This is a genomic window from Polaribacter sp. NJDZ03 (assembly GCF_019263805.1).
GTDB lineage: Bacteria > Bacteroidota > Bacteroidia > Flavobacteriales > Flavobacteriaceae > Polaribacter.
Window position 1 is genome coordinate 3,183,607 of sequence record NZ_CP079195.1, and the last position, 18,622, is coordinate 3,202,228.

Below are 18,622 nucleotides of genomic sequence, written 5' to 3' on the forward strand. Positions count from 1 at the left end.
GATTACAATAATTTAGCTAAGTAGTTACATATATAAGAATCTTTAACTACAAATTTTAAAATATCAAATTATAAATAATATTAAAAATATACAATCATGAGAAAATTAATTTTAACAGTAACCGTAGCGCTTTTAACGAGTGGAGTATCAGTATTTGCAGCAGAGAATATTCATATTAACAATGCAGATGAAATTGTTGTGGTAATAAATAATGACGATTTTAAAGAGATTTCAGCAAAGGAATTACCAGCAGCAGTTTCTAGCGCAATTATAAAAAATTTCCCATCAGGTATCGTTAATAAACTATATGTAAATGGTAATGAACAATATAAAATTGATCTTACTATTGATGAAACGGATGCTGTAGTTTATGCAGATAAAGAAGGAAACTGGATAGAGGAAACAGATGTTATAGTAGTAGAATAAGAATAAGTTAGTGTATAGAAGTATAGTGATTAGAGATTTAGGGATCTTTAATTTTAAAACATTCAAACATAAAATAATATAAAAACATACAATCATGAGAAAATTAATTTTAACAGTAACCGTAGCACTTTTAACAAGTGGAGTATCAGTATTTGCAGCAAACAATATCAACACGAACAATACAGATGAAATTGTTGTAGTAGTAATGAATGATGATTTTAAAGAAATTACAGCAAAGGAATTACCAATGGAAGTTTCTAACGCAATTATAAAAGATTTTGGAACGGCTACAGTTAACAAACTATATGTAAACAGTAGTGAACAGTACAAAATAGAATTGACTAACGATGGAGTTGAAACTACCGTTTATGCAGATAAAGAAGGAAACTGGATAGAAGACACCGATCTTATAGTAGTAGAATAAGTACAAGTTAGTGTATAGAAGTATAGCGATTAGAGATTTAGGGATCTTTAATTTTAAAACATTCAAACATAAAATAATATAAAAACATACAATCATGAGAAAATTAATTTTAACAGTAACCGTAGCACTTTTAACAAGTGGAGTATCAGTATTTGCAGCAAACAATATCAACACTAACAATGCAGATGAAATTGTTGTAGTAGTAATGAATGATGATTTTAAAGAAATTACAGCAAAGGAATTACCAGTGGAAGTTTCTAACGCAATTATAAAAGATCTTGGAACGGCTACAGTTAACAAACTATATGTAAACAGTAGTGAACAGTACAAAATAGAATTGACTAACGATGGAGTTGAAACTACCGTTTATGCAGATAAAGAAGGGAACTGGATAGAAGACACCGATGTTATAGTAGTAGAATAAGTACAGTGATTAGAGATTTAGGGATCTTTAATTTTAAAACATTCAAACATAAAATAATATAAAAACATACAATCATGAGAAAATTAATTTTAACAGTAACCGTAGCACTTTTAACAAGTGGAGTATCAGTATTTGCAGCAAACAATATCAACACTAACAATACAGATGAAATTGTTGTAGTAGTAACTAATGATGATTTTAAAGAAATAAGTGTAAAAGAATTACCAGTAGCGGTTTCTAACGCAATTGTAAAAGATTTTGGAACAGCTACAGCTATTAAGGCATACGTAAACGGTAGTGAGCAATATAAGTTTGAACTTACTTTAGACGGGGCTGAAAGTGTAGTTTATGCAGATAAAGAAGGTAATTGGTTAAAAGAAACCGATGTTATAGTAGTAGAATAAGGGTGTAGTATTACAGTGATTACAGATCTAAGGATCTTTAATTTAAAAGTATTCAATCATAAAAAATATAAAAACATATAATCATGAGAAAATTAATTTTAACAGTAACCGTAGCACTTTTAACAAGTGGAGTATCAGTATTTGCAGCAGACAATATCCAAACGAACAATGTAGACGAAATTGTTGTAGTAGTAACGAATGATGATTTTAAAGAAATAAGTGTAAAAGAATTGCCAGAAGCGGTTTCTAATTCAGTTTCAAGAGATTTTTCTACAGCTACAGTAGTTAAAGCATATTTAAATGGTAGTGAGCAGTATAAAATTGAACTTACTGCAGATGGAACTCAAGGTATTGTTTATTTAGATAAAGAAGGAAACTGGTTAAAAGGTACAGACATTATATCACCAAGTGAAGAAGGGGACGTTAGTGAAGAAAAAGAGGAGTAGTTAGAAGACTTAAGGATCTTTAACCTCAATTTTTCAAAGAGAAAGACATTTTTTAATTAAAATGTCTTTTTTTTTTACCACAATCAATTTATCTTGATATTTTTGTAAGAAATGTATAAGCTTTATGAAGGAGATTTTATTAGTTGAAGATGATGTAGCATTTTCAGAAATGTTGAAGCAGTTTCTTAAGCGACATAAGTATGTTGTGGAGGTTAGTTATAATATAAAAAATGCTTTGCAGCAGTTAGAAAAGAAAAACTACGATTTAGTTTTTACAGATTTGCGTCTTCCTGATGGTGATGGAATTACCTTGTTAAAGCAAATAAAACTTAGTAAACATGCTATTCCCGTAGTTTTAATGACTAGCTACGCAGAGGTTTCTACCGCTGTACAAGCAATGAAACAAGGGGCTTTTGATTATATATCGAAACCTTTTAACCCAAGTGAAGTTTTAGAAGTTATTAGCAATGCTTTAGAGGAAAAGGCAAGTGATGTTGCTGATGATCAAGAAAAACAGCAAAAAGAAGCGCAGCAAGAAAAAGAAAATAGTAAAACCGATAATGGCTTTGTTAAAGGTATAAGTAGTTCATCAAAAGTACTTGATGAATATATTTGTCTAGTTGCTCCTATTAATATGTCTGTGCTTATTACAGGAGAAAGTGGTACGGGAAAAGAAGTGGTTGCAAAAACAATTCACTTACAAAGCCCTAGGCATAACAAACCTTTTATAGCCGTAGATTGTGGTGCAATACCTAGAGAAATAGCTTCGAGCGAGTTTTTCGGACATAAAAAAGGTTCTTTTACGGGGGCTAATGAAGATAAAATTGGGCATTTTGAATCTGCAAATGGTGGCACTCTTTTTTTAGATGAGGTAGGTAACTTAACCTATGAAAATCAAATACAACTCTTACGTGCTTTGCAAGAAAGAAGAATTAAACCAGTAGGAAGTAGTAAAGAAATTAATGTTGATATTCGTTTAATTACGGCAACAAATGAAGATTTGCTTTTGGCAGTTGAAAAAGGCGATTTTAGAGAAGATTTGTACCACCGTTTAAATGAGTTTTCTATTAAAGTACCTAATTTAAAAGATAGAAAAGACGACTTAATCTTATATGCAGATTTCTTTTTAAACAAAGCAAACCAACAGTTGAGTAAATCTGTAATTGGTTTTTCTAAAAAAGTATTAACTATTTTTCAGAATTATCAGTGGCCTGGTAACCTAAGAGAACTGTCTAATGTAATTAAAAGAGCTACTTTATTAACAAAATCAGAAATTATTGATGTAGATGTTTTACCTAGTGAATTAACTAAAGTAAAAGCAAATACTGTTTCATCAAATAAATTTTCTACAAAAGAAAACGAAAAGGTGCTGATTATAAGTGCGCTAGAAGAAGCAGGAAATAATAAAACACAAGCGGCAAAATTATTAAATGTTACTAGAAAAACACTTTATAACAAAATGAAAGAGTACGACCTTAATTAAGGTACTCTTTTAAAGTTGTTATAAAAATATTTAACTGGTTCTCAAAATCAATAAAATCATCTTTATTAATAGCTGTCGTAGTTTCAAATACTTCTAAATAAGGAATTACGGCTTTTACTTCTAATTGTTTAAACATACTAAGCATTTTATGACTTATTTCATTTAAAGTCTTAATATCAGTGTCTTCTTTTGCCTTTTTTAGAGTTAAAAGATTCTTTTCAGTGTCTTCTAAAAAAATATGTAAAGTGTTTTTAATAGCAGCAATATCATTGCCTAAAAAAGATTGTAAAGATTCTATACTAAAACCTGCAGTTGCTTTTTCTGTACTTTCTACAACTTTGGTTTTAAGTGGTATGTTGCTCGACTTAAAAAAACGATGTAATACATCTTGAAGCTGGTTGGAGTTAAAAGGTTTTATCAATACTTCTGCAAAGCCAATTTTTAAATATTCTTCTCTAGAAATATTTGCACGCCCAGTCATGGCAATAATCGGTTGATTTTTATAAAGTTTATGATTTTTAAGGATTTCCATAAAATGAATTCCATTCATTTTTGGAAGTTGAATGTCTGTTATTACAAAATTATACGAAATTTCATCAATAGCATTAATGGCATTTTGTGCATTTTCAAAAGTGTATACTTCAATATTAAATTGTTTTAAAAAGTCATTTAAAAGTAAGCGAACAGAGGCATCGTCTTCTACAACAACAGCTGTTAAGTTAAAATTGGTAGTAGTCTTTTTAGTTTCCTCAATCTTTACAATTGGTTTGTCAGATAATTTTACCGGTATTTTTAAGGTAAAAGTACTTCCTACATTTAGTTTGCTATCTAGCGTTAGTTTTCCGCCTAAAAGTTCTACTAGTTTTTTAGAGATGGTTAAACCCAAACCAAAACCTTTTAAATTGTTGTCGCTTGCATTTTCTGCCTGATTAAAGGCATTAAAAATAGTTGCTTTTTTGTCTTTACTAATCCCGATTCCTGTATCTATAATTAAAATTTCTAAGGTGCTCTTGTGGTCTTGTTGCTTTATAGAACTTTGAATAGTAATGGTACCTTCGTTGGTGAATTTACACGCATTTACAACTAAATTATATAAAATTTGTTTAATTCTAAACGGATCACTAATAATAAGACTGTTAATAGAATTGTCTTGTTTAACCACAAACCGTACTGGTTTATCTTGAATGATATTTTTTGAATTTAGAATAATTTCATTGATATAACTTTCTAGGTTGAAAGGAATAGATTCTATAGCAATATGACCATTTTCTAATTTAGAGAACTCTAAAAGATCATCTACCAATTGCCCCATGTATGTAGATGCGCTTCTTATATGGTCTAAATAATTTTTGTCTTTTGTGTTCTCTGTAGATTTTTGAAGTAGTTCACTAAACCCAGAAATAGTACTTAGCGGAGTTCTTAAATCATGGCTAACCATAGAGATTAACTGTTCTCTACTTTTTAAAAGTGATTGTGTTGTGCTGTTTGCTTTTTCTAATTGTAAACGGTAACGCTGGGTTTTCCAGAAATCGCTTAGAATAATAATAGAAAAAATAATAATGATGATAAAACTAATTCCGGCAGCAAATAAAATAATTTTTCTACTCTGGTTTAATGTTTCTTCTCGTTGTTTGTCCATATTACTAGTATAGAAAAGAATGTCTTTTTCTAGATTCTCTAACAATTCTTGTAATTTTCTAGAAATGGTTAAATCATTATTTATAAGTTCATTTTGTTTTTTTCTAAGAAAAAAACGCTGGTTGTTACTTTTATTTTGAGCCTCTTTTAGCATTTTTCTAGAAATAGAAACTAAAGAGTCTATTTGTTTTTGTTCAATATTATTAATAGAATCTTTTGGGACGTATTGGTTTAAGGCTAGTGCAAAATTTTCTAATTTAGAACTTGTTCCATTATCAAAATACAACGGATTTTTAATAAAATCGTTTATTGTAATTTTTAAAAGCAGCGAATCTATAGAACCTAATTTATTGATCGCTTCGTTTATAGATTTATTAGAATCATAGTTGGTATTTAAATCTTTTAAATCGATAATATTTTTTAGTTTTTTATCAATTATTAATTTAATACTATCTAAAATAAATTCTTGAGAATTGTTAGCAACAATAAGGCTCAGTGAGTCTATTTTTGATACTAATTTTTTGTTTTCTTCTAGGTATTCATTAAATTGTGTTGGAGAATTTAACTGTAATGCGGCTCTGGCGATACTTTCGTTTTTGTATATGTGAGCTATTAAAGTACCCGTTCTAACAATTACGTTTCTGTCTGAGATATCTTGTTTTTGTAATTGTGTAAATGTTTTTAGTTCAGAAAGCACTAAATAACCAGCAACAGTAGCTAAAAGCCCCAGAATGATGTAGCCTATTATAACTTTAAAAGTAATATTCTTTTTTAATGATTTCATAAAGTAAGTGTGTAATATTTTTTAAAGCAAGCTAATTTTATAAAAAAAAACAATATTTTGTTTACCTATTCTGATTGAAATAACCGTTTCCAATACCAATTACACGTTCATAAAAACTACCAAAAGGTTTGTAATATACAATTACAGTGTATTCGTTTTCAGTTTCATAAAATGTACCAAGTATGTCATTTGTATTTACATTTCCATCGGCATTTAAGGTTGCAAAAGTGTAATTGTAAAAACCTTGTTTTAAAAGCATATTTGCAGCATAGTATTTTTCCTTAGAATTATATTCCATTCTATTTTCTTCCGTAATATTAAAATCATTAAAAGCACCGTAAACATAAAGATCTTTATTAGCAATAGGTTCATCAGCCAAAACAGAAAAGTGCATCATTGCATAATCTGCTTCCGTTCTAGAATCATCTGCTTCTATAGTTCTAACCACAAATTGTCCGTTAATATCTGGGTTGTATTTGTATTCGTTAAATTCATTATAGGTGTAAGGATATAAGTAATGATTAAAAACATCTTCCTTAATTACTTTAACCACATTTAAACTACTATTTCTAATAATTTTATTGTCGAAATTTAGATATTCGTTTCCTCCCCAAAAATTAGTTTTGTTGGTATACGTATATAATAATTGATTTGGTTTAAAAAATGTAGGTTGAATGTCTGTTATTTTTTCGTTCCAATTATTGTTTTTTAAGATAACAACATTTATTTCTTGATTAGGGTTATTTATTTTTATGTTTGGATGCGTAATCGAAAACTGAACTGTTTGTTGTGTGTTTAATGTTTTTGTATTTCTACTTCTTTCTACAGATACTCCAACGGTAGTAGCGTTTTCGTACAAAACAAAACGTCTTGTAAAGATAAGCTCGTCATAACTATTTAAAATTGATACAAGGTAATTTCCACTTTTTGTAATTACCGTATTTACATTTGGTATTTCTACAGAATAATGAGAGTAGCTTTGTAGGGTGTTAAATGAGTTTGTTACTTCTATAATGGTATTTTGATTAAATCCATTTATATATTGACTAGAAGACAATCTACTAGGTTGCCAATCATGCGTCATGTGTTCTATTTTGTATTGATAATCTTTGCTATCTGCATCTAAATCATCAAAAGAAAGTTCTAGTACAGTACCAAGAGGAACAATGGCAGAAAAGTTGTTTTCTTGCAATGGTCTTAACTGAATAGATTTTATGTTTTGCGAAAAAGAGTTTAGGCAAAACAAGATTGAAACAGTGATTAGAAGCTTTTTATACATATTACAAAAATAGTGTTCATTTATTTTAATTATCAATATTTAAGCCAAAATTTATGACATAACCGTTCTCATTTATTTCAATTATTTAGATTAGATATAAATAAGAATATTTAACTAAGATAAAAGTTAAAATATTTCACTCATACATAGCAAAAAGCCTAAATTTGCTTGATTTTTTAAGATAACTAACAATTCCAATTTACTATGTCAAAAGACATTCGTATTAAAAAAGGCTTAGATATTAAGCTTATTGGCGGTGCAGAAAAAACGACTAAAGAGGTTTCTTTAAGTAGTGTTTATGCAGTTTTGCCAGAAGACTTTCACGGAATTACACCCAAACTTGTTGCCAAAGAAGGAGCAGAAGTAAAAGCAGGAGAAGTACTTTTTTATTCAAAAAGTGACGAACGCATTTTATTTCCAAGTCCTGTTTCTGGTAAAGTAGTAGAGGTTATACGTGGAGCAAGAAGAAAAGTATTAGCAGTTAAGATCTCTGCAGACTCAACACAAGAATATAAAGATTTCGGTACTAAAGATGCAGCTAAAATGTCTGCAGAAGAAGTTAAGAATCATTTATTTGCTTCTGGTTGTTGGCCATTTGTAAAACAACGTCCTTATGATGTAGTTGCAAATCCAAACCAAGCACCTAAAGCTATTTTTGTTTCTGCGTATGCAAGTGCACCTTTAGCAGCCGATTTAGACTTTACTTTAGCTGGTAAAGAAGCCGAATTGCAAGCAGCAATTACCGCGGTTTCTAAACTTACTAACGGTAAAGTACATGTTTCTGTAGGAGCCAATTCTAACTCACCTTTAGCTAATATTAAAGGAATAGAGTTGCATAAGGTTTCTGGCCCACATCCTTCTGGGAATGTGAGTACTCAAATTGCAAGCATAGATCCTATTAATAAGGGAGAAGTTGTTTGGGTAATTACACCACAAGACTTAATTGTTATTGGTGAATTGCTTTTAACTGGTAAGTATAATGCAACTAGAACAGTAGCTTTAACAGGTTCTAAATTTAGCAAACCACAATATGTAACTGCAATTGCAGGAGCCTCTATTGCAGATGTTACGGCTAACAATTTAGTAAATGATAATACACGAATTATTAGTGGAAACGTACTTTCTGGAAAGCAAGTAAAAGAAACTGAATTTTTAGGGTATTATGATAATCAAGTTACTGCAATTCCTGAAGGAGATGATTATGAATTATTTGGTTGGAATAAGCCAGTTTTTAATAAGATATCTGCCTCTAGAGCGTTAACTTTTTCTTGGTTAACACCAAAGAAAAAATACGATTTAAATACAAATACAAACGGAGAGCATAGAGCATTTGTTGTAACAGGTTCTTACGAGAATGTTTTTCCTTTAGATATTTATCCAATGCAATTGTTAAAAGCATGTATGTATAAAGATTTAGATGAAATGGAAGCTTTAGGAGGTTACGAAGTAGCTCCAGAAGATTTTGCACTAACAGAATTTATTTGTGTATCTAAACAACCTCATCAGAAAATAATACGTGAAGGTTTAGATTTAATGAGAGAAGAATTAGGATAAGATTATGGGCTTAAAACAAAATTTACATAATTTAAAAGAGAAATATAAAGGAACTAAAATGGCTCCTGCGTTTAACGCAATCCATACCTTTTTATATTTACCAAATGATGTTACTCACGGAGGAACTCATATAAAAGCAGCAGACGATTTAAAGCGTACCATGAACACGGTAATTATGGCTTTAGTTCCTTGTTTGATTTTTGGAATGTTTAATGCAGGTTATCAACACTATGCAGCAATAGATGGTTCTTTAAGAGCAGATGTATTAGCTAACTTTTTTACGTTAGATAATCTTTGGATAGGAATCATTAAAGTATTACCACTAGTAATCGTTTCTTACGGAATTGGTCTTGGAGTAGAATTTATTTTTGCGATCATTAAAGGTCATGAAGTAGAAGAAGGATACTTAGTAACAGGTATGTTAGTGCCATTAATTGTACCAGTTGATACACCGTTATGGATGTTGGCTGTTGCCGTTGTTTTTGGTGTAGTAATAGGTAAAGAAGTTTTTGGTGGTACAGGAATGAACATCTTAAACCCAGCTTTAACCATTAGAGCTTTCTTGTTTTTCGCATATCCTACATGGATGTCTGGAGATAAAGTTTGGGTACACGATGCTGTAAATAGAGCCGGAACTGCAGATGCAATTTCTGGTGAAACTATTTTAGGTAGTTACGCTCAAAATAGTGAAGTAATTTATTCTAACTTTGATAAGTTCATGGGGTTCATTCCTGGTTCTGTTGGAGAAACATCTACATTATTAATCCTTTTAGGAGCCGCTTTCTTAATCTTTACTAAGATTGGAAGTTGGAGAATTATTCTTTCTACATTTATAGGAGCAGCCGTTATGGGATTAATCTTTAATCAAATTGTAGCAGCAGATATTATTACAGAATCTAGTTCTTTTTACGGATTAATGAATACGGTTTGGTGGGAACATTTAATGATTGGTGGTTTAGCATTTGGAGCTGTTTATATGGCTACAGATCCTGTAACAGCATCACAAACAAACAAAGGGAAATGGATTTACGGTTTCTTAATTGGTTTTATGTCAATTATGATTCGTGTATTTAACCCAGCGTACCCAGAAGGAGTATTTTTAGCAATCTTATTAATGAATGTTTTTGCTCCAACAATAGATCACTATGTGGTACAAGGAAATGTAAAGAAAAGATTAAAACGTGCTAAAGTTAAAACTGCCTAATTATGAGTAAGAGAACAGATAGTAATTCATATACAATGATTTTTGCCGTAGCAATGGTATTAGTTGTTGGTACTATGTTGGCTTTTACGGCTTCGTCTTTAAGACCAACCATAACAGCGAATCAACGTATAGAAAAACAGCAAAATATCTTATACGCTATGGGCGTAAATGATAATGATGAAACAAGTGCAAACTTTGTTTCTACAGATATTGCTCAAGAGGAATTTGAAAAATACATTAAAAAACAATTAGTTATTCAAGGTGATAAAGTTACTGAAGATGACAAAGCGTTTTTAATTGATATTAAAAAAGAACAAACAAGCGCAAAAGAAGGAAACGAACGTCGCTTACCATTGTTTATTGGTGAGAAAGATGGTGAGACTTTTTATATTGCACCAATTAGAGGAAAAGGACTTTGGGATGCTATTTGGGCTTATATTTCTATAGATAAGGACATGGTTATACAAGGTGCTTATTTTGATCATAAAGGAGAAACAGCTGGTTTAGGTGCAAACATAAAACAACGTTTTTTTATGGATGATTTTATTGGAGAACACTTATTATCTAGCAATGGAAACTTTAAAGGAATTGATGTAGCAAAAGGTAATAACGATCCATTAAATGAAGACAAAACGGATAATGAAGTAGATGCCATCGCTGGAGCAACAATTACAGGTAACGGAGTGTCTGCAATGATTAAAGATGAGTTAAAGCTTTACATTCCTTATTTTAAAACTTTAAAAAAATAATTTATGGGACTTTTATCAAAAAAAGACGCAGCATTAATTACAGATCCTTTATTAGATGACAACCCTATTACGATACAAGTATTAGGTATTTGTTCTGCTTTAGCTATTACAGCAGAATTAAAAGCATCTTTAATTATGGCGTTTTCAGTAATGGCAGTATTAGCTGTAGGAAACGTAGTTATTTCATTGATGCGTAACATTATACCATCTAAAATTAGAATTATTGTACAACTAGTTGTAGTTGCTGCTTTAGTAATTGTGGTAGATTTAGTTTTAAAAGCTTTTGCTTATGAACTAAGTAAAACACTTTCTGTTTTTGTTGGTTTAATTATTACAAACTGTATTATTATGGGACGTTTTGAAGCTTTTGCTTTAGCAAACGGACCATGGAGATCTTTCTTAGATGGAATTGGTAATGCAGCAGGTTATGGTTTAATTTTAGTGATTGTAGGTTTCTTTAGAGAATTATTAGGTTCTGGTACTTTATTAGGATTTAAAGTTTTAGGAGACCCTATTACTAAAACAGGTTTGTATGCATTTGGTTACGAAAATAATGGATTTATGATTATGCCTCCAATGGCATTAATTGTAGTTGGTATTATTATTTGGATACAGCGTAGTAAAAACACATCATTAATAGAAGAAAATTAAAATGAGTTTGCAGTAAGCAGTTACAGTTTGCAGTAAAATGCTCACTAAATACTGATACTAAAAACTGAAAACTAAAAATATGGAACATATAGAATTATTTTTCAAATCGATATTTATAGATAACATGGTATTTTCAGTATTCTTAGGAATGTGTTCTTACCTTGCCGTATCTAAAAAAGTAACTACTGCCGTTGGTTTAGGAGCTGCTGTAATTTTTGTATTAGCAGTAACTGTACCTTTAAACTGGTTATTAGATCAATATATCTTACAACCAGGTGCATTAAAATGGTTAGGTGCAGAGTATGCAGAATACGACTTAAGTTTCTTATCATTCATCATGTTTATTGCAACAATTGCAACCATGGTACAATTGGTAGAGATTATTGTTGAAAAATTCTCACCTTCATTATACAACTCACTAGGTATTTTCTTACCATTAATTGCAGTAAACTGTGCTATTTTAGGTGGAAGTTTATTTATGCAATCTCGTGAAATTCCTACTTTAGGTTTGGCATTAACTTACGGAGTTGGTTCTGGAATTGGATGGTTTTTAGCAATTGTAGCAATTGCTGCAATTCGTGAAAAAATTAGATACTCTAACGTTCCACCTGCATTAAGAGGTTTAGGAATTACGTTTATCATTACAGGATTAATGGCTATTGGATTTATGAGCTTTGGAGGAATGTTAACTGGTGGTGGTGATGAAGAAGAAAAACCAGCTACGGAAGCTAGTATTAAGAAAGAAGAAGTAAAACCAGCAACGAAAGAAATTGTAGCTGAAAACACAAATACAAACCAAGAGTAGATATGATATTAGCAGCAGGTACAACAGGAACCATAATTGCAACAGTAGCAGCTTTTTTAGTATTAACACTGGTATTGGTCGCGTTATTATTATTTGTAAAACAAAAACTATCGCCATCTGGTCCAGTAACAATTACTATTAATGGTGAGCGTAAAATAGAAGTTGGTTCAGGAAGTTCTCTTCTATCAACTTTAGGAAACGAAAAGATATTTTTACCATCTGCATGTGGAGGTGGTGGAACTTGTATTCAATGTGAGTGTCACGTAAATTCTGGTGGAGGTGAAGCTTTGCCAACAGAAATACCTAACTTTACTCGTAAAGAATTAAAAGAAGGAATTCGTTTAGCTTGTCAAGTAAAAGTAAAACAAGATATGGATATTTCTATTCCTGAAGAAATCTTCGGAATTAAGAAATTTGATGCAGTTGTTGTAAGAAATTACAACGTAGCTACATTTATTAAGGAATTTGTTGTTGAAATTCCAGAAGATATGGGGTATAAAGCAGGTGGATATATTCAAATTGAAATTCCAGCTTGTGAAGTAAACTATGCAGATATGGATATTACAGCGCATCCAGAAGAGCATGATACACCAGATAAGTTTGAAGGTGAGTGGGATAAGTTTAACTTACGTCCATTAGTAATGAAGAATACAGAAACTGTAGAAAGAGCATATTCTATGGCTTCTTACCCTGCAGAGGGAAGAGAAATTATGTTAAATGTACGTATTGCAACACCTCCTTTTGATAGAGTGAAAGGTGGCTGGATGGATGTAAATCCTGGTATTGCATCTTCATATATTTTCAACCTTAAAAAAGGAGATAAATGTGTTATTTCTGGACCTTATGGAGAGTTCTTTATTAATGAGTCTGAAGCAGAAATGTTATATGTAGGTGGTGGAGCAGGTATGGCACCAATGCGTTCTCACTTATATCATTTATTCAGAACCTTAAAAACGGGTAGAAAAGTAACATATTGGTACGGAGGTCGTTCTAAAGCAGAATTATTTTATATCGAACACTTTAGAGCATTGGAAAAAGATTTTCCAAACTTTAAATTCTATATTGCTTTATCAGACCCTACAGAGGCAGATAACTGGACAAAGAAAACAGACATTCATGATGAAGCTGGAGATGGTTTTGTTGGGTTTATTCACAACTGTGTAATTGATAATTATTTATCTAAGCATGACTCACCAGAAGATTTAGAATTGTATTTCTGTGGGCCACCATTAATGAACAATGCAGTTCAGAAAATGGGTGAAGATTTTGGTCTTGCAGACGAGAATATTCGTTTTGATGATTTTGGAGGATAGACTTCAATTAATTATAATATTACAAACCGATTCAGAAATGAATCGGTTTTTTTGTGGAATTAACTTTCTAAAATATACAGGTATTCCTCTATATAACCTCATCATTACCATTTATAGATTGAAAACGTCAGTTTATAAAATCACCCTTTAATAAATTAAGATTTAATAGAATATTTGTTCAGTATTAATCAGATAAAAAGCAATTAAGAGTAAATGCTTTTTTGTAAAACAAACTCTATTATGAAAAATTTATTTAAACTATTACTAACGCTATTTGTACTTACAAATACATTCTCATCATTGGCACAACAACAGCCTTTAGATAATAATTATTTTCAATTAAGTCCCAGAGTAGGATACGATTTTCCGACCTACAATAATAATACTCCTTATATCGATTATAAAGGTGGTTTAGATTTAGGAATTTCCTTAGACTATTATTGGACATGGTTTGGGGTAGGTGCAGATTTTGATTACATTAAAAACAAGCCAGAAAGCACATATCCAATAATAGCAAGTACTTTACCAACAGCTTTATCCGAAGCCAAAATTACACGTATATTTTATGGAATTGGTCCCAATGCACAAATAAGAAGTAATTCTGGTAGATTTAAAACTGAATTTAATACCCGTTTCGGATTAGCATCTATAAAAGGTGGTAGAACACTTTTAGCAGGTCCAACAGCAGCAAACATATTAAATTTTCATGCTGGTTATAATGCATCAAGTGTATTTACATTTAAAGGTCAAGTTCGTTTTACTTATTTCTTATCTGAAAATTTTGGAATTAATGCTGGTGCCTATTATATGCGACACTTTGGCGTTACAGAGTTAAATGAAGCAGGGAGTTCTGCAAGTTACCAACCTTTTACAGAAGATGCTGGGGAGTTTTATCTTGATCAAGGAAATCCAGAGGTAAGAAGTGAACCGTGTGATTGCGATATATCTTCAGTTGGTTTATTTGTAGGTGTTACGTTTAAATTCAGTAAAAAAGAGAACTCATGTCCGGTTTGTGGAGAAGACCATGTTCCACATTGCTGTGCAACTTGTGGGTGTAGTGTAACTGTAACTGCTAAAGATAAATTTACAAAACAAGTTTTACCAAATACAGATATTGTGTTAACAGATTTAAACGGCAATATTGTAAAAAGTGCCACTACAAATTCTTATGGCGTTGTGGTATTTACAGATGTACCAGAAGATAATTATGTAATTAAAGGAAAATTGTATAATGTTTCATTAGATGAAGGCACAATTACCAAGGCAGAATTTAAAAACTGTAAAAAGGAAAGTGCTGGTATACAAAAAGTGATTGTATATGCTGATGAAAATTTTATTTTAAAGGGAAATGTAGTTGAATGTAATTCTACAACCGGAATACAAGGTGTAGATATCATCTTAAAAGATAAAATAAATGCAGGTCAAAAAAACACTTTATCAAATGCAGAAGGAGATTTTATTTTCCATTTAAAACAAGCATCAACTTTTGGTTTAAACGGAAGAAAAGATGGGTATTTTTCTAATGAAGTAGAAGTTTCTACAAATTCTTATAATAGAGATAATACTCTTTTTATAGATTTTGAAATGTGTATTGATCCTTGTGGTGTGGCTATTAAATTAGACAATATCAATTTCGATTTAGATAAAGCAATTATTCTACCAGCTGCAAAACCAGATTTAGATTATGTGGTAAAATTAATGCAAGACAACCCAAGTATAACTGTAGAAATGTCATCGCACACAGATAGTCAAGGAGGAGATGATTATAATCAAAGTTTATCTCAAAGAAGAGCAGATGCTACCGTAAATTATATTGCTGGTAAAGGTATTTCAAGAAGTAGATTAATTTCTCGAGGTGCAGGAGAAAGTGAATTAAAGAATACCAAATGTGCTAATAATGTACCATGTACAGATGATGAACATAGAATAAACCGTAGAACAGAATTTAAAGTAGTTTGCTTTTAATAAAATTATTTGAGTTTGATTTATTAATAATTAGTACCCAAGTCAAGGCAGTAAAAGGCTGTCTTGACTTACATTTTAAAAACCTAGAAAATATGAAAACGAGATATAAAAATAGAAGAGTTAAAACTTTTCAAAATTCAATTAAATTATTAAGCCTTTTTGCATTAATTAATCTTATTGGTTGTAGTGATGATGATGGTTGTGCTTATGATTCTAATACTAGTTCGTGTACTTTTTCAAAAACGAATACAAAACTTTCAGGTTGGTCAGTTGCAACCTGTTACGCAGGTACAGCAAGTAATCCTATTGGCGTAATTTATGATACAAGTCTAAATTCATCTGCAGTGCCAGGTGATGATTGGGGAGCTATTTTAGGTCCAGTTTTTCCTATTTCTCCAAAAGCTATCCATCCACCGAGCTGGACAGCAGCAAATATTGGACAAGTTTTTGGAATTGCTATTGATGACAGTGAAAATATTTTTTTAGCAACTTCAGGAATTTATAATCAATCATCAGGATATAATTATGATAATGGTGTTAAATCAGCAACTATTTATAAAAGTAGTTCTCCTAGTTGGAGTGCAACTCCTTTTATTAGTCTACCAACATCAACAGGAAATTTTAATGATATTGGTAATATTGCTTATGATAAAAGAAACAATCAATTATTTGCAACAAATTTAGAGAATGGTATCATATATAGAATTACGGGTTTAAATGGCTCTTTAGGCACAGTGGTTGACGTATACGATCCATGGTCTCAAGATCCATTACCTTCTGCACCTGGTATTGTAAGTCAAGATGAACAAGTATGGGGTATTGGCGTAAACTATGAAGGAGGAAACACAAAGGTTTATTTTCCAAGAGTAACAAGTGTTGGGGCAAGAGAAATTTATTCAATTACATTAAATAATGATGGTAGTTTTCCTGTAACAGCTTCAGAAGTTGTAGAAATAAGTGCTGTTCCAGGAACTCAAAATGTAATTTCAGATTTTGCTTTTTCTAGTGATACTAACGAAATGTTACTTTCTGAAAGAGGAAACCCTCATGCTTCAAAAGTTATTAGTTATTCTAGAACGTCTGCATGGAACTTTAATAAGCAATATTTTGTTGGAGCAAACGCAGGAGCAGATGGTGAAAATTCTGCAGGTGGAGTAGACTTTGCTTATAAAGAACTAAATGGAGATATTAGTGCTGATTGTGATGATTTCTTTTGGGCTTCAGGGAATTATATGGATGCTAGTAATATTTCGGGTAAAGTCTATGGGCTAGAGGGTATTTCATATTCAGGAAATAATTCTTCTACTGCCGTAAGTCCAACAGCAAATAAAGACACAGATTTATTTATAGATTTAAATGGAAGCTATTCAACTGGAGATAAATTAGGAATAGGGGATGTAGAAGTTTTTGATGCAAACTCTTGTTTTATAGATATCTGTAGTCAATAACTAAAATAAATAATTTATTTTGGATTGATTATTCATGAAAAGGCAATGGAGATGGTATCAAAGTTGCTTTTTTAAACCTTATTTTAAAAACTAATACAGAAGTTATTTATTTAGATATCAAACATTTTTTTTAACATTTCATTAATTAACATTAACTTTCAAGAAAAAAATATGAAAAATTTAAAAATCAAACACCTTTTTTACGCAACTATTACTGCTTTAATCTTTTGTTCTTGTGCAAGCCCAATTGAATTATATGAAAAATCAGGGCACGCAATTACAATGAAGCAAAGCCACAGTTTATATGAAAATTACAATGATAATATAAAGCCTTACGTTGAAAAAGCACAAAATTCAATTTTGGATAGAAAAGGATATGAAGGAACAGAATATGTATTGGTTAGCATACAACAATTAGAAAATTACATTCAATTTTTAAAGGAAGTAGAAAAAACAAATAAAGGTAATGAGAACAATAAAGTTACTGGAATTGCAATATTTTTAGGTGCTCATGATAAAAATAAAACACTTAATTCCATACCTAAATTTAATCATAATATTAAGAGTTATGACGAGATGAATGAGAAAAATGATAGGGTAGTTGGAGACATGAGACATAGAGAAACAGTTTTTTTAGCACCAACCTTTAGAGAGAATCATAAAGATTCAATATTCAAAAATGAGTTTGATAGACATATTCCCTTTTTTATTGAATACACAAACCAAGATAATAAATATAAAGGAACTTATAAATATTTATTACCCTACCTGAAAAATAAGGAAACTAAAAGTGCTACAAGGTCTTTAGAAAGAAATTCAAGTTTAAATGCAGATGAGTTTAATATAATGCCTCCTAGGCAATAAGATTTATAAAATAGCAACTAAAAAATAAATAATTTTGTTAGAAGTAATATATGATTCTGTTGTTTACTATCATTTATATTTGCAGATTATTCCAGCATTTATTGGTTTATTTTATATTAAGAAACTAGATGTTAAACATCGATATTTTGTACTATTACTTTGGTATGGAATATTTAATGAAATTTTTGCCTTATACTATGGTAGATATATTGTAATACAAAAAAACGCAGTTTTTTATAATATATATAATGTCATTTATTTTAGTTTTCTATTTTGGTTATTCTATTCTAAATTCAATAGTAAAATATTTAAAAATATAATTATATTTTTTGGAGTTCTATATTTCACAGTTGTTGCGTATGAATTACTGATTAAACAAATAGATTACACTAGTCAGAGTTTTTTAGAGTCTTACATAATTGGTGGATTTAGTATTTTAATCTTTGTAGCTTATTATTTAATGGTGTTATTAACATCTAGTAAACAAGAAAATATATATACCAATTTATTACTATGGATTGCAATTGCACATTTTATCTACTATTTAGGCTTTATACCTTTTAAAGTAGGTCAAAATTATTTTGCAAGTTTTAAAGAGTTTCATCATTTGTTTGGTTTATTAATTACAATTACAAGTTTAAAAAGTATCATTTTAAGTATCGGTTTTATATGCACTCACCAGAAGGTTCAATCATAGGTTATTCAATATTAATACTCGTTTTTTTAGGGGTATTACTAGTATTGCTTTTTTTTGTGTTTAT

At 30.5% G+C, this 18,622-nt stretch carries 18 protein-coding genes; 16 read left to right on the top strand and 2 right to left on the bottom strand.

Annotated features, from left to right (window positions below):
• Positions 1 to 96: 96 nt before the first annotated feature.
• The 6 genes from KV700_RS13550 to KV700_RS13575 all read left to right on the top strand — a co-directional run bounded on the left by KV700_RS13550 (position 97) and on the right by KV700_RS13575 (position 3,607).
• Positions 97 to 426, top strand: coding sequence for a hypothetical protein (locus tag KV700_RS13550; protein ID WP_218598198.1), 330 nt, complete (start codon positions 97 to 99; stop codon positions 424 to 426).
• 94 nt (positions 427 to 520) lie between these two features.
• On the top strand, positions 521 to 850 hold the full coding sequence (locus KV700_RS13555; RefSeq protein WP_218598199.1) for a hypothetical protein: 330 nt from the start codon (positions 521 to 523) through the stop codon (positions 848 to 850).
• A gap of 94 nt (positions 851 to 944) precedes the next feature.
• Positions 945 to 1,274, top strand: coding sequence for a hypothetical protein (locus KV700_RS13560; RefSeq protein ID WP_218598200.1), 330 nt, complete (start codon positions 945 to 947; stop codon positions 1,272 to 1,274).
• 74 nt (positions 1,275 to 1,348) lie between these two features.
• A complete protein-coding gene (locus KV700_RS13565) occupies positions 1,349 to 1,678 on the top strand; it encodes a hypothetical protein (RefSeq protein ID WP_218598201.1) in 330 nt (109 codons plus the stop codon).
• 83 nt (positions 1,679 to 1,761) lie between these two features.
• On the top strand, positions 1,762 to 2,124 hold the full coding sequence (locus KV700_RS13570) for a hypothetical protein (RefSeq protein ID WP_166387772.1): 363 nt from the start codon (positions 1,762 to 1,764) through the stop codon (positions 2,122 to 2,124).
• A 124-nt stretch (positions 2,125 to 2,248) separates the two neighbouring features.
• Complete coding sequence (locus tag KV700_RS13575) at positions 2,249 to 3,607, top strand: sigma-54 dependent transcriptional regulator (protein WP_218598202.1); 1,359 nt, start codon at positions 2,249 to 2,251, stop codon at positions 3,605 to 3,607.
• On the opposite strand, the gene KV700_RS13580 is transcribed toward KV700_RS13575, so the two are convergent.
• A complete protein-coding gene (locus KV700_RS13580; RefSeq protein ID WP_218598203.1) occupies positions 3,600 to 6,029 on the bottom strand; it encodes an ATP-binding protein in 2,430 nt (809 codons plus the stop codon). The genes KV700_RS13575 and KV700_RS13580 overlap by 8 nt on opposite strands.
• 61 nt (positions 6,030 to 6,090) lie before the next feature.
• A complete protein-coding gene (locus tag KV700_RS13585; RefSeq protein ID WP_218598204.1) occupies positions 6,091 to 7,308 on the bottom strand; it encodes a DUF5103 domain-containing protein in 1,218 nt (405 codons plus the stop codon).
• A gap of 204 nt (positions 7,309 to 7,512) precedes the next feature.
• On the opposite strand from KV700_RS13585, the gene KV700_RS13590 reads away from it, so the two are divergent.
• From KV700_RS13590 to KV700_RS13635, 10 genes are all read left to right on the top strand, one after another.
• Positions 7,513 to 8,862 (top strand): Na(+)-translocating NADH-quinone reductase subunit A, encoded by a 1,350-nt coding sequence (locus tag KV700_RS13590; protein ID WP_166387764.1) that lies wholly within the window; start codon positions 7,513 to 7,515, stop codon positions 8,860 to 8,862.
• Between the two features lie 4 nt (positions 8,863 to 8,866).
• The gene (locus KV700_RS13595; protein ID WP_166387762.1) at positions 8,867 to 10,066 is read left to right on the top strand and encodes an NADH:ubiquinone reductase (Na(+)-transporting) subunit B; all 1,200 of its coding nucleotides are present in this window, start codon (positions 8,867 to 8,869) and stop codon (positions 10,064 to 10,066) included.
• Positions 10,067 to 10,068: 2 nt separating this feature from the next.
• Positions 10,069 to 10,815, top strand: a complete 747-nt coding sequence (locus tag KV700_RS13600) for a Na(+)-translocating NADH-quinone reductase subunit C (protein WP_218598205.1) — start codon at positions 10,069 to 10,071, stop codon at positions 10,813 to 10,815.
• 3 nt (positions 10,816 to 10,818) lie between these two features.
• Positions 10,819 to 11,466: an NADH:ubiquinone reductase (Na(+)-transporting) subunit D gene (locus KV700_RS13605; protein ID WP_166387757.1), complete on the top strand. Its 648-nt coding sequence runs from the start codon at positions 10,819 to 10,821 to the stop codon at positions 11,464 to 11,466.
• A 79-nt stretch (positions 11,467 to 11,545) separates the two neighbouring features.
• Positions 11,546 to 12,271, top strand: a complete 726-nt coding sequence (nqrE, locus tag KV700_RS13610) for an NADH:ubiquinone reductase (Na(+)-transporting) subunit E (RefSeq protein ID WP_166387755.1) — start codon at positions 11,546 to 11,548, stop codon at positions 12,269 to 12,271.
• 2 nt (positions 12,272 to 12,273) lie between these two features.
• Positions 12,274 to 13,584 carry an NADH:ubiquinone reductase (Na(+)-transporting) subunit F gene (gene nqrF, locus KV700_RS13615; protein ID WP_166387753.1) on the top strand — a complete coding sequence of 437 codons (1,311 nt, stop codon included), beginning with the start codon at positions 12,274 to 12,276 and terminating at the stop codon, positions 13,582 to 13,584.
• A gap of 240 nt (positions 13,585 to 13,824) precedes the next feature.
• Positions 13,825 to 15,549, top strand: coding sequence for an OmpA family protein (locus KV700_RS13620; protein ID WP_218598206.1), 1,725 nt, complete (start codon positions 13,825 to 13,827; stop codon positions 15,547 to 15,549).
• Positions 15,550 to 15,641: 92 nt separating this feature from the next.
• Positions 15,642 to 16,997 (top strand): hypothetical protein, encoded by a 1,356-nt coding sequence (locus tag KV700_RS13625; protein ID WP_218598207.1) that lies wholly within the window; start codon positions 15,642 to 15,644, stop codon positions 16,995 to 16,997.
• Positions 16,998 to 17,168: 171 nt separating this feature from the next.
• Entirely contained in the window at positions 17,169 to 17,861 is a 693-nt protein-coding gene (locus tag KV700_RS13630; RefSeq protein ID WP_218598208.1) for a hypothetical protein, read from the top strand.
• A 34-nt stretch (positions 17,862 to 17,895) separates the two neighbouring features.
• Positions 17,896 to 18,558: a hypothetical protein gene (locus tag KV700_RS13635; RefSeq protein WP_218598209.1), complete on the top strand. Its 663-nt coding sequence runs from the start codon at positions 17,896 to 17,898 to the stop codon at positions 18,556 to 18,558.
• Positions 18,559 to 18,622: the final 64 nt, after the last annotated feature.

Coding starts and splice junctions, on each gene's coding strand:
- KV700_RS13550 (WP_218598198.1), top strand. CDS start 97: ATGAGAAAATTAATTTTAACAGTAACCGTAGCGCTTTTAACGAGTGGA.
- KV700_RS13555 (WP_218598199.1), top strand. CDS start 521: ATGAGAAAATTAATTTTAACAGTAACCGTAGCACTTTTAACAAGTGGA.
- KV700_RS13560 (WP_218598200.1), top strand. CDS start 945: ATGAGAAAATTAATTTTAACAGTAACCGTAGCACTTTTAACAAGTGGA.
- KV700_RS13565 (WP_218598201.1), top strand. CDS start 1,349: ATGAGAAAATTAATTTTAACAGTAACCGTAGCACTTTTAACAAGTGGA.
- KV700_RS13570 (WP_166387772.1), top strand. CDS start 1,762: ATGAGAAAATTAATTTTAACAGTAACCGTAGCACTTTTAACAAGTGGA.
- KV700_RS13575 (WP_218598202.1), top strand. CDS start 2,249: ATGAAGGAGATTTTATTAGTTGAAGATGATGTAGCATTTTCAGAAATG.
- KV700_RS13580 (WP_218598203.1), bottom strand. CDS start 6,029: ATGAAATCATTAAAAAAGAATATTACTTTTAAAGTTATAATAGGCTAC.
- KV700_RS13585 (WP_218598204.1), bottom strand. CDS start 7,308: ATGTATAAAAAGCTTCTAATCACTGTTTCAATCTTGTTTTGCCTAAAC.
- KV700_RS13590 (WP_166387764.1), top strand. CDS start 7,513: ATGTCAAAAGACATTCGTATTAAAAAAGGCTTAGATATTAAGCTTATT.
- KV700_RS13595 (WP_166387762.1), top strand. CDS start 8,867: ATGGGCTTAAAACAAAATTTACATAATTTAAAAGAGAAATATAAAGGA.
- KV700_RS13600 (WP_218598205.1), top strand. CDS start 10,069: ATGAGTAAGAGAACAGATAGTAATTCATATACAATGATTTTTGCCGTA.
- KV700_RS13605 (WP_166387757.1), top strand. CDS start 10,819: ATGGGACTTTTATCAAAAAAAGACGCAGCATTAATTACAGATCCTTTA.
- nqrE (WP_166387755.1), top strand. CDS start 11,546: ATGGAACATATAGAATTATTTTTCAAATCGATATTTATAGATAACATG.
- nqrF (WP_166387753.1), top strand. CDS start 12,274: ATGATATTAGCAGCAGGTACAACAGGAACCATAATTGCAACAGTAGCA.
- KV700_RS13620 (WP_218598206.1), top strand. CDS start 13,825: ATGAAAAATTTATTTAAACTATTACTAACGCTATTTGTACTTACAAAT.
- KV700_RS13625 (WP_218598207.1), top strand. CDS start 15,642: ATGAAAACGAGATATAAAAATAGAAGAGTTAAAACTTTTCAAAATTCA.
- KV700_RS13630 (WP_218598208.1), top strand. CDS start 17,169: ATGAAAAATTTAAAAATCAAACACCTTTTTTACGCAACTATTACTGCT.